This is a genomic window from Thioclava dalianensis, from assembly GCF_000715505.1.
Taxonomy (GTDB): Bacteria; Pseudomonadota; Alphaproteobacteria; order Rhodobacterales; family Rhodobacteraceae; genus Thioclava; species Thioclava dalianensis.
Map to the genome: position 1 here is coordinate 1 of NZ_JHEH01000053.1, position 14977 is coordinate 14977.

General features: G+C 62.4%; 7 protein-coding genes. 5 read left to right on the plus strand and 2 right to left on the minus strand.

Going from position 1 to position 14977, the window contains the following annotated elements; all coding sequences use genetic code 11:
• Window positions 1-196 (plus strand): integrase core domain-containing protein (locus DL1_RS21380; RefSeq protein WP_156022751.1); only part of this gene is annotated, 196 nt, incomplete at its 5' end.
• A 115-nt stretch (window positions 197-311) separates the two neighbouring features.
• On the opposite strand, the gene DL1_RS19600 is transcribed toward DL1_RS21380, so the two are convergent.
• Complete coding sequence (locus tag DL1_RS19600; protein WP_038069750.1) at window positions 312-983, minus strand: response regulator transcription factor; 672 nt, start codon at window positions 981-983, stop codon at window positions 312-314.
• Window positions 984-1186: 203 nt separating this feature from the next.
• Complete coding sequence (locus DL1_RS19605; RefSeq protein WP_074855048.1) at window positions 1187-2665, minus strand: sensor histidine kinase; 1479 nt, start codon at window positions 2663-2665, stop codon at window positions 1187-1189.
• 250 nt (window positions 2666-2915) lie between these two features.
• On the opposite strand from DL1_RS19605, the gene DL1_RS19610 reads away from it, so the two are divergent.
• The 4 genes from DL1_RS19610 to DL1_RS19625 all read left to right on the plus strand — a co-directional run bounded on the left by DL1_RS19610 (window position 2916) and on the right by DL1_RS19625 (window position 14793).
• Window positions 2916-9698 (plus strand): peroxidase family protein, encoded by a 6783-nt coding sequence (locus tag DL1_RS19610; RefSeq protein ID WP_038069754.1) that lies wholly within the window; start codon window positions 2916-2918, stop codon window positions 9696-9698.
• 70 nt (window positions 9699-9768) lie between these two features.
• Complete coding sequence (locus DL1_RS19615; RefSeq protein ID WP_038069757.1) at window positions 9769-11547, plus strand: type I secretion system permease/ATPase; 1779 nt, start codon at window positions 9769-9771, stop codon at window positions 11545-11547.
• Window positions 11548-11550: 3 nt separating this feature from the next.
• Window positions 11551-13464, plus strand: coding sequence for a cadherin-like domain-containing protein (locus DL1_RS21090; protein WP_051693709.1), 1914 nt, complete (start codon window positions 11551-11553; stop codon window positions 13462-13464).
• 33 nt (window positions 13465-13497) lie between these two features.
• A complete protein-coding gene (locus DL1_RS19625) occupies window positions 13498-14793 on the plus strand; it encodes an HlyD family type I secretion periplasmic adaptor subunit (protein ID WP_038069760.1) in 1296 nt (431 codons plus the stop codon).
• The last annotated feature ends 184 nt before the right edge of the window (window positions 14794-14977 follow it).

Genomic DNA, 14977 nt, shown 5'->3' on the forward strand with positions numbered 1-14977 from the left:
CCTTCCAGCGCTGACTTCTGCAACAACGCCGGCGGAGTGCCTGAATGCCCACTGGTTCATGAGCCTTGCCGACCCCCGCGAAAAGCTGGAGGATTGGCGTCGACACTACAACGAGGACCGACCTCACAGCGCGATCGGATACAACGTCCCGATCGCCATGCATTTTCCCGATGGCGCAGCCAGCCCGCCATCGTGATCAGAGCCGGAAAACTCCAGCTTCCGGTGATCCAACCTTGGGGAGCAGAGCAGAGTTGGCGCAGACTCCACACTACGTTGAGGGATCCCGCGCGGGGCAGGTCACGACCGAGCGCCTATAACAGGCGCGTCTGCCGCGAGAGCGCGCGCTCATGGCTCTGACGGTGGGCGATCACCGCTTCGAGCCGGTTCTTCACCCCGTATTTCTGCATGATATTGGTCATGTAGAACTTGACCGTCTTCTCGCTGATCGCAAGGCGTTTGGCGATTTCGCGGTTGGTCCTACCGCGTTCTAGCTCGGTCAGGACCTGTGTCTCGCGATGCGTGAGCACGCTGCCCTTATCCCCCTTGCCTGGCCCCGAGAGCGCGGCTTGCAGAAGCGCCGCCGCGAAGCTCGGCGACACGAAGGTGCCGCCATGCAAGATTGCGTCAATCGCCGCTTCGAGCTCTACGACGCCGACGCCTTTGAGAATGTAGCCTTTGGCGCCTGAACTCATGGCCTCGATCGCGGTTGCGGGTTCGTCGCAAGCCGTCAGCAGGATGCATTGCATCGAAGGAATGCTATCCATGATTTCGCGCAACGCGTTCAGCCCCCCACCCGGCATCGTCAGGTCGAGGATCATGATGTCGGGACAGTGGCGCGCCGCGAGCGCGATGGCTTCGGTTGCGCAGGCCCCCTGCGCAATAACATCGATCTCGAGGGTTTCTTGCAACACCGCGCAAAGCCCCTGTCGAAAGATTGGATGGTCATCGACGATGCAAGCCGTCGTCCCCGCAAAATGCGTCATTTCGAAATACCCCAATGTGATGAACTTGCGTCAGCGTTACCCCAACGCATTCCGGGTCATCGACCGAAACTTCGTCGCAAGTTCATCCTCCCCAGGCTCACAAGCATGATGGAGCCAAGGGAAATCTCAATAAAAAAAGACATTTAGAGGATATCCATTATGTATTATGCGCGTACATCTTTTGATTTAACCGAGGGCAAGTTTTACGCCGCCTCGGGCGTGATCGGGATGCGGCAGATCAGCTGTGTCCCGCGCGGATCGAGCTTGCGAAGCTCCAGCGTGCCACCCAGCGATTGCGCGCGGAATGTCATTCCCGGAAGGCCAAGCCCGCCATCTGAGGCCTCGGTTGGTGCCACGGCGTCGGGTTTTGTATCCGATCCGCTATCGGAGACGCTGACCACGAATGACCCATCCTTCTGATATGTCGTGATTTTCACGTGTGATCCGGGGGCATGTTTCGCGGCATTGTTCAGCGCTTCCTGCACGATACGGCCCAAGGTCAAACGTGTGGTTTCCGGGACATCTGGCGCGTCGGGCGTAAGCTCCAGCGCCACTGCGGCACCGGTCCGGTTTTCATGGTCCCGCGCGATCGTTTCGAACAGCGTAGCGAGGCTTTTCGCAGCTCCAAAATGCGGGGAGACCAGACCGCGCGAAATCGCGCGAATTTCTTGCATCGTGTCGCGTGCAACCTTTCCGATTTCGTCAACGATCTTGCCTGTTTTTGTAGCATCGATACCGTTTGGAGAACGAATCACACGCGCGAGACGGTCGATTTCGAGGACCAGATAGGACAGCAGCTGGCAGGCCCCGTCATGCAGTTCGGAGCCGATGCGGCGCTTTGCCAACTCGTCGATCCCTGCGGCTTTCTGCGCGGCCTGCGCGATTGAGAGATGCAGCTGGGAATTGCGCAAGAGCAGTTGCTCGCGCTCGTCGAACTGGCGCCGCAATTCGGCCGTCTGACGCTCGATCGTCAGACTACCCCGGCGCACGATCAGGAAGAGCATGGTGAAGACGGCCAATGCAAGCGGCGCGACGAAAAGCCAGGTCTTCGTGGCCGAGGTCACGAGCGCTGCGCGAATAACGTCGGCGTTCTGGTAAAACTCGCCGACGGCAACAATCGCCCCCGTCTCGAGATCGCGCAGCGGGGCATAGATCTCGTAGAGCTGCACGCCCAATGCGCGCTCGGACTCATGGGCGGTATCGCCGAGATCTGGGAAACGACCCAGCACATGGCCCGCGAGCGCTTCGTATATTTCGTCATCGGGATGCATGTCGGTCAGCGGCTCGTCAGGCGCGAAGATCAGTTTGCCCTCGCGACTCCAGATCTTGATCGCAAGGAAATGGCCCTGTTGGCGGAACCCCTCGCTCAGATCATGCAGCGCGGCCATATCGACCGGACGCAAAGCCGTGCCACGCCCGAGCCCCTGCACATGAGGCTGCAACAGGTTTTGCATGTAGAAGGCGGCCGTGTCTGCGCTGGCATCCAGCAGCCGAGAGGTGGCACGGGTGTTGATCCAATAGGCCAGAGAGGCGAGCGCGAGGCTCAACACGAGAGCCAGACCGGCCAGAAACTGAAACGAGAGCGAGAAGCCGAGAAACCATCGCAGCGGGTTTCGCCATGGCCGGGCGGAACCGCACGGACCTTCGACGTTCGCTGCATCTATACCAGACCTTTGTCGCATCTCCCCATCCGTCCTTTGGCGAAGACCGTCCCCGACCATAGGCGAAAAACTCGTTGGACCTAAGACAATTTTAACCCTCTCCGTTCCGTGGCGTCATGGAACACGGGAAAGCGCCGTGCTTGTGGGGGAGCGGCGAGATTATGGGTCCAGGGAGACAGGACCGTCTCGCTTCAACTCTCCGACGTTCAGGCATCCGGCGATGGGTGTATCCGGATCTGCGAGGCAGGTCCGCCAGTCTTAGGGGGTTACTATGATTAATCTTGCCGGAGCCGATCTCGACTATCTTTTGCAGCAGGTGAATATCCTCAACGATTATTCACGTCTCACCAGCGCGCTTGACCCGAACGGGGTGCGCGAGGTCTCGGGACATAACAACAACCTCGCGGGCGGCTATACCGTGGCCGAGGATGGCACGATCGTCTGGACCGGCGGCAATGTGCATCCCGACTGGGGGCAGGCCGATACCGAGTTCCTGCGGATGTTCCTGCCGAACCATCCGACCGAGCTGGATTATGGCACCACCTATGCCACGGTGCAGAAGATGTGGGTCACGCTCGTGCTGCCCGACAGCGCGGGCCGCCTGCCTGACGATCCCGACTATGTCCCGACCTCGAAGGCGGTGTTGGTCGACAATCCGATGTCGATGGCCCCCTCGATGTTCGTGGCCGACGCCAATGGCGTGGCCCCCGGCGCGGAGGGCTACATCCCGACCGTCGATGCGATGTCGATGATGGCGGCGATGTCGGATGCCCCGGCGGAATACCAGTTCGCCCCCGATGGCTCGACGCTGGATATTCTCAACAGTTCCGTCGTGGTGGACAGCACGCCGCGCCTGATCTCAGAGCTCATCACCAGTTCGAATGTCGACACCTCCGATCCGAACTACAACCCCGCCGCCGTCGCCGCGATGAACAATCTCGGCGGAGAGGCCGTGGGCGTGTCGAACTCGGTCGTGGGGGATATCACCACCGCATTCATGCCGAACCCCGGCATCCTTGGAGGCGTGACCTATAACGAATGGTTCGTGGCCTTCGGGCAGTTCTTTGATCACGGGCTGGACTTTATCCAGAAGACCGGCGGCGTGGTGATGATCCCGCTGAGCCCGAACGATCCGCTTTGGGTCGATCCGTCCGATCCGTCCTACATTCCGGGCGTGTCAAACATGATGATGCTGAGCCGGGCGAAGCTCTCGAACCCCGACACGGATTTCGACGAAAGCGGCAACCTGCGGCCCGGCATCACGCCGCTTTACAACAACAATACCGGCCTGATGATCGACCAGAGCCAGACCTATGGCTCGCATGAGGCGGTCAACGTTCTGGTGCGCCAATATGATGCGAGCGGTACGGTCACCGGCCTTTTGATCAACGGGGCCGAGGACGGGACCGTGTATCGCGCAGATGCCAGCGGCACGCTGGTCGCGCTCGACGTCTCGATGGGTCCGGCGATGGCGCCCGACGGCACGATGGTTGACGGCAAGGACGAACTGGCGAGCTGGGCCGATATGAAGGTCAACGCGACGCGGATCGGCATCGAGCTGGTCGACACGGATGTGCTCGACTGCCCGTGGATCAATGCGGATTCGATCGGGCGTCTGAACTTCATGCCACAAAGCGACTTCCTCTTCCGTTCGGATCAGAGCGTGGCCGATCTTGAGGCGATTGCGTCCACCACCGGGATCGAGATCGGAGGCATGACCTACACCTCCTATGCCGATCTCGTTGCCGCGGGCTATGACCCCTTCCTGCGCTGGACGCTCAGCGATGCGATGGAGGGGCGTTGCCCCGCCTCCGAGATCGGCGAGGTGCGCACGACCAATCAGGCGATCTTGCTCGATATCGCGCATGGCGCGGCGCCGGGCTTCGATTTTCAGGGCAACGAGCTTGATCCGGCCTCCGATCCGGGCGCGAGCGCCTTCACCTATGATGACGAGCTTCTGGCCCGTCACAAGGTCTCGGGCGATGGCCGCGTGAACGAGAACGTCACGCTCACCGCCGTCCATCACGTCTTCCATGAGGAACACAATATTCAGGCGCATAACGTCATGATGGCGGCGGTGCGCGATGCGGTGGCAAGCAACGACCTGAGCGGGCTGAACGGACAGAGCGCCGAGAACGAGGGCTGGCTGGCCGTCGATGTCGATCAGGCGACATTCGACGCTTGGGCGGGGCTCGACATGGCCAATGACGCGGTCGTGCAGGGCATCGTCGACAGCCTCTCTTGGGATGGCGAGCGCGTCTATCAGGCCGCGCGCATCATCACCGAAAGCGAATACAACCATATCGCGGTCGACCAATATATGGGCACGCTCTACCCGGGTCTGCCGGAATTCGTGTCCTACTCGGCCGATATCAACCTCAATATCAGTCTCGAATTCGCGCAGGCCGTGTTCCGTCTGGGTCATTCGCAGCTGCGTGAGACCGTCCAGATCGCGGTGACCGACGAGACGGGCATCAATCCGGGCGAGCCGGGCTATGTGCCGACCTATATCGAGAAGGGCCTCTTTGATGTCTTCCTCAATCCCGATCAGTTCGACGTCTATGGCGCCTCCGGGATCGCGGCGGGCCTGCTGACCCAGCAGGGCAATGAGATGGACGAGTTTGTGACCGCCGCGCTGCAACAGTCGCTGGTGGGCGTGCCGCTCGATCTGCCTGCGCTGAATATCGCGCGGGGCCGCGATGTCGGTCTGCCGACTCTCAACGAGCTGCGTCAGCAGGTCTTCGACGGGCTGACGATGAACACCTCGAACAACAGCAATGGTTCGGGCATTGCGCCCTATCACAGCTGGGAAGATTTCGGCGCGCATCTGCGCACCCCGGAATCGCTGGTGAACTTCATCGCAGCCTATGGCCGCGACGAGGCCGGGACCTTCGGGCTGCAGGACGCGCGCGACGCCTATCAGGCGGGCACGGGCGAGCTTTGGCAGATCCGCGCCGCTGCGCAGTCGATCCTCGATGCAGCCGCCGATGCCTCGGACCCGATGCACGATGAGGCGCTGATGTTCATGCGCGGCTCGGGTGAGCCGACCTATACGCCCGGCGTGGGCTGGAGCCTTGCGGGGGGCGCAGGCGATCAGGGCTTTTGGGATATCGACCTCTGGATCGGTGGCCTTGCCGAACAGGCGATGTTCGACGGCCCGCTCGGCACCACCTTCAGTTTCATCCTTCTGGACTTCACGCAGCGCCTGCAGGATGGGGACCGTTTCTATTACCTCTACCGGATGCCGGTCGGGCATCATCTTGGCGATCAGATCATCGGCGAACAATTCGCCCAGCTGGTCATGCGCACCACCGGGCTGGAGCATATCCCGGATGCCTTCGCGACGCCGTCCGCAACCTATGTACTCGACGGTACGACCTCGAATGGCAGCTATCACGATAATGCCCGCGACGGTCTGCTTGGCGTCGATGATGCGTATGGCGACAACGACTATTTCAACGCCACGCTCGAACGCCTGCCCGATGAGGTGCGGCAGATCGATGTCGGCAATGGCAGCTTCGAGGATCAGATGCTCGGCGCGGGCGTTGGCATCACCAACACCAACGGCACCTATCTGAACGGCGCACCGCAAGGCTGGCAACTGACCAATGGCGGCACCTGGGCGCCCGAGACAGAAGTGCTCCCGACCGACCCGAACCCGCCGGTGGAGGCTGCGATGCTGACCGGCGAGCAGGTCGCCTATCTGGGCGATAGCGCGATCCTGTCGAAGACGGTTGAGGCGCCGCTCGTCGAGGACGCGACCTATACGCTGAGCTTCGACGTGATCGACCGGCTCGACCGGGTCGCGACCGGCGGCGAGGCCAAGCTGTTTGACAGCGACGGCAATCTGCTGGGCTCTGTCATCTTTGACCCGCCCACCGAAAATGGCGGCAAGGTCACGGTGACGCTTGTGAGCGATCCGATCCCGGCGGCCTCGGCGGGTCTGGACCTGCGGATCGTGATCGAGAAATTTGATCTCGCAGGATCAAACGATCAAATCCTGATCGACAATGTCCAGCTGATCGAGACCATTCCCGGCGGCCCCGCAAATGATGGCCATATCACCGTGATCGGCCTGTCGGGCGATGATTTCATTGTCGGCGCGTTGGGGGATGACGTGCTCTATGGCGATGAGGGCAATGACCGCATCGAGGGTGCGCAGGGCAACGATCATATCTATGGCGGCGACGGTGACGACTACATCACCGATTACGAGAATGACGATTTCATTCTCGGCGGCGCGGGCAATGACACGATCTTCGCGGGTCCCGGCGTGCTCGACACCTCGCATGGCAATGAGGGTGATGATGAGGTCCATGGCGGCGACGGCATCGACGAGGTCTTCGGCGACGATGGCAATGACCGGCTCTATGGCGAGGGCGACACCGACCTGATGATGGGCGGTGACGGCAACGATTACATGGATGGCGGCGACGGCGTTGACGAGATGTTTGGCGGCAACGGCGCGGACTGGATGGTTGGCGGCGTGGGCGACGACAACATCAACGGCGGCTCGGGCAATGACCTGCTCGAAGGTGGGCTTGGCCCGACCGCGAACGATGGCGACCGCCTGAACGGCGACAGCCCGGCACAGTTGAACCCGGTGATCGAGTTCAACGGCGACGGCACCGAGGGCGACATGGATATCGGCTCCTACGAGGATGCCTATATCAACGTGGTCGCAAGCCTCCAGACCTCGAACAATGCGGGCACCGGCTCGGTCCTGATGGATCAATATGCCTTCCTCGAAGGGCTTGTCGGCTCGCGCTACAATGATGATCTGACCGGCGCAGACGAGAACGGCATCGGCTCGAACGGCGCCAATAACTACCTTGTCGGCGGCGGCGGAGACGACCGTCTGACCGGGCTTGGCGATGACGGGAATGAGGCCACCGGTCAGGCCGATTTCATCTTCGGCGACAGCGTGATTGTCGATGCGAACCTCTACTGGATCGGCGATAGCCGCCATGACCAGTCCGTGACCGTGACCGGCTTTATCGAGAATTGGTATGGCACGGGCGATACCCGCGTTGAATTCTCCGACGGCTCGCTCGGTCATATCCTCGGCGATACCGGCGCGGAGGGCACCGACACGGCGGTCTATACGGGCAACCGTGACGATTACCGGATCGAACTGATCTCGATGAACGGCCATCAGGCGGTGAAGATCACTGATCTGCGCAGCCCGACCGATCAGAACGGCACCCCGGTCGCGACCGATGGCGTGGACATCCTTGTGGGCGTCGAATGGGCCGAATTTGCCGATGGTCAGACGGTGTCACTGGCCACCGATCCGATCTCGGATGTTGTCTGGAACGCAACGGGCAGCAGCGGAAGCGGCTTCGGCGGGGGCAGCACGATCGCGCAGCTTGACGCGGATGTGCCCTTCGGCGGGCAGGCAAGCTTCGAGATCGTCGCAGGCGATGCCCGCGTCTATCTCGGCGGCGTCAACCAAGATCAGGTGCGCGTCTCGGGGGGCTTGGGCAACAACGAGACGCTGAGCACCACGATCCGGGCAAGCACTCCCTCGGGCGCGCAGATCACCGAGACCTTCGACATCGTCACGGGCAATAACGCCGATCAGGCGATTGATCTGAGCGCGGCCACCAACGACACCACGATCTATGGCCGCCGGGGCAATGATACGATCACGGGCGGGGCGGGCGATGACTCGATCGTCTGGAACGTGACCAATCGCGGCTTCTTCACACCGGAACGGACCGATGGGCGCGATTTCGTCGATGGCGGCGCCAATGGCGCGGTGGGCGACAGGTTCATCGTGACGGGCAACAACACCCGCGAAAACTTCGTGATCTATACGGTCGCGGCTGCGCTCGCGGCGGGCTTGACCGTGCAAAACGCGGCCGCCGAGATCGTCGTCACACGCGACGGCGAGGTGATCGCCGAGCTGGCCAATATCGAGGAAATCACCATCAACACGCTTGACGTCACGGCCGATAACGGCACTGGCGTGCCCGATGGCGGCACGACGGGTGGCTTCTTCGGCGACAACGTCGCGATTGTCGGTGATTTTTCGGGCACCAGCCTGAATTACTCGACGATCACGGTGAACGGCGGGGAGGCCGACGATACCGTGGATATCTCGCAGCTTGCTTCTGATCACCGGGTCGTCTTCCGGGGCGGCGGCGGCGACAATATCCTCATCGGTGGGGCGCGTTCGCAGGATGTGCTGATCAATGCCCGCCACGGGAGCGCGCCGCAGACCACCGATCCCGAAAGCCCCGATAATGACGAGAGCGCCACGCCCGAAGGGTTGGTTCTCGTGGGCGACGAGACCAGAGAGACCTTCATCGGCGGAGCCGGAAATGACATCATCTTCGCCGGTGGCGGCGCTGATAATGCGCTCGGCAATGACGGCGACGACATGATCTTTGGCGACGCGGGCGCGGATCGGATCTTCGGCGGCGAGGGCAATGACGTGATCGAGGCCGGTAAGGGCAACGACATGGTCTTTGCCGATGCGGGCGACGATATGGTCATCGCAACCGAAGGAGACGGGCGCGACAGCTACTGGGGCGGCGAAGGTTCCGACACGCTGGACTATGCCGCGATCTCGCAATCGGTGAAGGTCGATCTCGGCCACGGCACCAATGGCCATGGTCAGGTGAGAGTCGGCACGACCACCGACCAGATCTACAGCTTTGAGAATGTCATAACCGGCAGTGCTGACGACACGATCATCGCGAACGGATCGGTCAACGTGATGGATGGCGGCGGCGGTCACGACACCTTCGTCTTCGGCTCTGCATCCGATGCCAATGGCGACCGGATCAACGGTTTCGCACCGGGCGACAAGATCGACCTGAGCGGGATCGATGCCGATCAGGGCACCGCCGGGGCGCAATCCTTTGTTCTCTTCGCTGCGGGTAATTTCAGCGCGGCGGGCGAGTTGCGGGTCTCATTTGAGACGCGCGACGACGGTGAACACACGATCATCGCGGGCAATGTCGATGACGATCTCGACGCCGATTTCGAGCTCGACCTGATGGGGCGTCACACGCTCGACGCTTCTGACTTCAACGGAGTGCATTAACGAGTAACGCCCGGCGGTGGGAGCCGCCGGGCGTTGGTTTCAAGTCTCACGTTCTTGGGGGGAGGATCACATGAGCAACAAGCGTCGTCGTTTTCAGGCCAGCGAAGAATTGGTCTCCGAGCGTCTCGGCCGTTATCGCGGGCTGATCGCCTTTCTTTTGGCCCTGTCCTTCGTCATCAGCCTTCTGGCGCTGACGGGCTCATTCTACATGTTGCAGATCTATGATCGGGCGCTGACCAGCGGGTCGGTTCCGACGCTGCTGGCGCTCTCGGTTCTTGCAATTTCGCTCTACCTGTTCCAGGGCCTGTTCGACGTGTTGCGCAACCAGATCCTCGTGCGCGTTGGCGCACGGATCGACAACCGTCTGGCGCCGCTCGCCCATCGCGTCGCAATCGAGATGCCGCGCTTTGGCTATTCCACCTCCGAGGCGCTGGAGCGTGGTCGCGATGTCGACACGATCCGCAGTTTCGTCTCGGGCGCAGGCGCGATTGCATTGCTCGATCTGCCTTGGATGCCGCTGTTTCTGGCCTTCGTCTACATGTTGCACCCGCTTTTGGGCCTGATGACCATCGGCGGGGCCTGCGTTCTGATCACACTCACGCTCATCACCGAGATCCTCTCGCGCCGCTCAGGCCGCGATCTGCAAAAGGCCTCCGTCACCCGCGCGATGATTGCAGACACCAACACGCGCAATGCCGATGTGCTGCATGCGATGGGGTTTGGGAGCCGCGCGGTCGAGCGCTTCGACACTGCCAATGCCCAGCACCTGCTCCTGCATGCGCGCACCAGCGACATCACCGGCACGCTCAGCGGCTTGTCAAAGGTCACCCGGATGATGCTGCAATCGGCGCTTTTGGGGCTGGGGGCCTACCTCACGATCATCGGAGAGCTCTCGCCGGGCGCGATCATCGCCTGTTCGGTCGCGGCGTCCCGCGCGCTGGCACCGGTCGAAATGGCGATCAGCAACTGGAAAGGCTTTGTCGCGGCGCGCCGCAGCCATACGCGGCTACGCGACACGCTGGCAACCATCGAGGACGATGCAGACATGATCGCGCTGCCCGCTCCGGTCGAGAGCTTCTCGGCCCAAGGGATAACCGTCGTCGCACCCGGCACCGGGGCGGTTTTGCTGAGCGATGTGAGCTTCGATCTCAAATCGGGCGACGGGCTGGGCCTGATCGGGCCCTCGGGCTCGGGCAAGACCACGCTGGCAAAAGGGCTTGTCGGCGTCTGGCCGCTCCTGCGCGGGCATGTCCGCTTCGACGGCGCAGCGCTGGATCAATGGCGCCCCGATCTTCTGGGAAAACATATCGGCTACTTGCCGCAGGAGGTCTCGCTGATGGAGGGCACGGTTGCCGAAAATATCTCGCGCTTCTCTCCGGATGCGACCCATGACGAAATCGTCGCGGCGGCTAAGGCCGCAGGGGCGCATCAGACGATCATTCATCTGCCCGATGGCTATCAGACGCAACTCGGCCCCTTCGGCAAATCGCTTTCGGCAGGCCAGCGCCAGCGCGTGGGCCTTGCCCGGGCGCTCTTTGGCAACCCTTTCCTCGTGGTGCTCGACGAGCCCAACTCAAACCTCGACGCGGAAGGCGAAGCGGCACTGAGCGCGGCGATTGCCGCGGTGCGCGCGCGCGGTGGGATTGTGGTGGTGATCGCGCATCGCCCGAAAGCGCTTGAGTCGCTCAATCTGGTGGGCTTCGTGCAGGGCGGCACGATCGTGGCCTTCGGTCCGAAGGATGAGATCGTCAACCGCGCGGTGGCGACAAAGCCGCTGCCGAAAGCGAAACCCAAACCGCGTGGCACGCCCGCACCGGCGCTGGATGCGCGCGAACAGGCAGTGGGGTGAGCCATGGACCGCGACACGCTCGAACTCGGCATTCCGGATGACGAAGCGGCCACCGCTCCGCGTCAGAAATATCGCACAGGCGAAGGTCAGCGCGTTTGGCCGGGTCGCGCCGCAATCGCATTGCTTGCGCTCGCTTGGGGGGCGCTCGCAAGCAAAAAGCTCGCACCTGAGGGTGCGAAGGCCGAGGGCGTCGAGGCTCAACCTCAGTCCCCACTCCAGGAGCCCGACGCCCCGGCCAGACCACGCGAAAGCGAGCTCGTCCGTCACATTCCCGAAATGGCGCCCACTGGCGCGCCGCCGCAGGACGAGGATGGCCCCGAGCCTCTGCCCGATAACGTCATCCTGTTCCCGGGCGGGGCACCCGCGCCCTTTGCCCTCTCGCCGCAGCGCTGGCATGCCAAGCGCGCGCCTGCGATCGAGGCGGGTGAAGACACATTGTTCTTCCCCGAGGCGATTGAACTGGCGGAATTCGAACTGCCGAAAGTGCCGGTTTTCACTTCGTCGCGCAGCGATGCGGCTGGCCAATCGCGCGAGGGGGGCCGCGAGGGGGGCGATGGGAAAGCCAGCAATTCACCCCCGTCTGAGACACAGACCCCGCCGGTGGTGCCCGGCAACCGGGCTCCGGAGGCGACAACGCCGCTACGCCTGCCGCCGGGCTGGCGTGACGAGAGTTTCTTCATTCTGGCCGCCGTGCTGCTGACCGGGGTCGTTGATCCCGATGGGGACCCGCTTTCGATCTTGTCGATGCGCGCGGAAGGTGGCGCGCTGATCGCCCATGCCGAAGGTGAATGGCTCTTTAAACCCGAGCAGGGCTTCGAGGGCGAGGCGCAGATCACCTATCTGGTTACGGATGGCAAATATGCCGTCGAGCAGGTCGCGTCGGTCGAGATCCTGCCCCGAGACTTCCACGATATCGCGGGCACGGCGGCGGAAGATCTGCTCGTCGGCACCCCGGACCGCGACGCGATCCGTGGCTTTGAGGGGCGCGACATCCTCTATGGGCGCGAGGGCGATGATGTGCTCGACGGCGGCGCGGGGAATGACGTGCTGATCGGCGGCGCTGGAGCTGATGTGATCTATGGCGGCGCGGGCAATGACCTCGTCTTTGCCGGAGAGGGCAACGATCTTGTCTTCGGCGGCGTAGGAAATGACGTGCTGCATGGCGAAGCGGGCGATGATTATCTCGACGGCGGCACCGGGGCCGATAGCCTCTTTGGAGGCAGCGGTGCGGACATCCTTCTGGGTGGCGACGGGGATGACCTGCTGGATGGCGGCGCAGGCGGTGACAGTATTTCGGGCGGTGATGGTGCGGATACGATCACGCTCGCCGCAGCGGCTGAGAGCGATGGCGACCGCTACGATGGCGGCGGCGATTGCGACACGCTTGATCTGAGCCGGATCGCTGAGGGGGCCCATGTCGATCTATCCGCCGGAACAGTGTCAATTGGCGCGGCGCAGGCCACGATTGTGAATGTCGAAAACGTCACCGCCGGAATGGGCAGCGATGTGATCGTGGCCGATGAGAGCTGCAACACCTTCACCGGCGGCGCTGGCGAGGATCGCTTCGTCTTCAACACGGTCGCGGCGGTCCAAAACCAAGGGCGCGGCCATGACCGGATCACCGATTTCGAACCCGGCGACCGGATAGACTTCTCGCAAATCGATCCCGAGGGCGAAGGCTATGGCGATCTGCGTATGTTCTTTGCGGGCCGGGCCGGTGAGATCGCCGACGCCCGCGGCGGGGTCTTCGTTGCATTCGAATTCGACGAGGATGACGCGCAAGAATTCACCATCTTGAAAGCGAAGTTCCAGCTCGACGGGGAGGAGGAGGAGGATGACGACTTCGAGATCGAACTCGATGGGCATCACGACCTCGACGAGACCAACTTTGTATTCGAGACCGAAGACACCGCGTAACACCTGAACCGATATCCTGTGGGGGAGATTTCGATGACCACGGCTGACACTGCAGACAAGCAGATCTTTTCGATCCGTGCGCGGATCCTCTTCGCAACGGCTTTCCTCGGGGCATTGATCCTTGTGGTTGGCGGCTGGGCGGCACAGGCGAAACTCTCCGGCGCGGTCATTGCGCAGGGTCAGGTCGCGGTCAAATCCCAGCTCAAGGTCGTCCAGCATCCCGACGGCGGGGTTATCCGCGAGATCCGCGTAGAGAATGGCGATCTGGTTCGGGCGGGCGATGTGGTGCTGCGTCTCAACGACACACAACTGAAATCCGAGCTCGGGATTGTCGAGACCCAGATCCGCGAACTCACCGGCCGCAAGGCGCGTCTGATCGCGGTGCGCGACAGCGCCGAGGATATCGTCTTCCCCGCAGGCTTCGAGGCCGATCCCGAAACCGCCGCAATTGCAGATGGCGAGCGACGGATGATGCGTCATGACCGCTCGATGCAGGGGCTGCGCCGCGATCAGCTGCTCTCGCAGATCGACCAGTTCGACGCGGAAATCCACGCGCTTGACGCGCAAAGCCATTCGAACGGCATTGAGCGCAAGCTGCGCGGCGATGATCACGCACGCCTGTCCAAACTGTTAAAGAAAGGCCTCGTGGAACAGGGCGCGATCACCGAGGTCGAGCGCGACGTGGCGCGGCTCGATGGTGTTGCGGGCGAGATCGAGGCGAATATCGCCCGGGTGAAAGGCCAGATCAGCGAATCGAGGCTCCGCATCCTTGAGCTGGATCATCAGGCCCGCACGGCCGCGCAAAAGGAGCTACGCGATATCGATGCACAACTGGCCGAGCTGAGTGAACGCGCAGTGGCCGCACGCGACCGCCTCTCGCGCACCGAGATCCGCGCGCCCATTGCGGGTGTCGTCAACGAGTTGGGCGTGCACACGGTCAATGGCGTGATCGCGCCCGGCGAGCGGGTGATGGCAATCGTGCCTGATGGTGAGCTGATGGTAGAGGCGCGCCTGCCGATCACCGATATCGATCAGGTCATGCCCGGTCAGGTGGTCCGCCTGCGCTTCTCCGCCTTCAACCAGCGCACGACCCCCGAGGTCGCGGGTGCGGTGGGGGTAGTCGCGGCCTCGGCCACCAAGGACGAGTCCGGCGCGAGCTATTATCTCTGCACGATCGCGATGACCGAAGCCGCGCAGCTGCCCGACGGCCGCAAGCTGATGCCGGGCATGCCGGTCGAGGTGTTCTTCCAGACCGGCGAGCGCACCGCCATCTCCTACCTGCTCAAGCCTGTCGCCGATCAGGTGCACCGCTCGATGCGCGAGGATTGAGACCGGAGCGGCCTTTGCATCAAAAGCCAACGCCGATACTGTGGACACCGTTGGACGAATCTTGTTGAAAAACTCTTCGATCAGAAATTTGCGCCGAAGACTTGGAATTCCGTTCGCCAAAACCGCAGGTTGGGAAACACAGTTTTGTAGGGTGTTGTTGCAGAAGTCAGCGCTGGAAGGATTC

Bases quoted from the DNA above. Each gene is read 5' to 3' on its own strand.
- DL1_RS19600 (WP_038069750.1), bottom strand. From the start codon at position 983: ATGACGCATTTTGCGGGGACGACGGCTTGCATCGTCGATGACCATCCA.
- DL1_RS19605 (WP_074855048.1), bottom strand. From the start codon at position 2,665: ATGCGACAAAGGTCTGGTATAGATGCAGCGAACGTCGAAGGTCCGTGC.
- DL1_RS19610 (WP_038069754.1), top strand. From the start codon at position 2,916: ATGATTAATCTTGCCGGAGCCGATCTCGACTATCTTTTGCAGCAGGTG.
- DL1_RS19615 (WP_038069757.1), top strand. From the start codon at position 9,769: ATGAGCAACAAGCGTCGTCGTTTTCAGGCCAGCGAAGAATTGGTCTCC.
- DL1_RS21090 (WP_051693709.1), top strand. From the start codon at position 11,551: ATGGACCGCGACACGCTCGAACTCGGCATTCCGGATGACGAAGCGGCC.
- DL1_RS19625 (WP_038069760.1), top strand. From the start codon at position 13,498: ATGACCACGGCTGACACTGCAGACAAGCAGATCTTTTCGATCCGTGCG.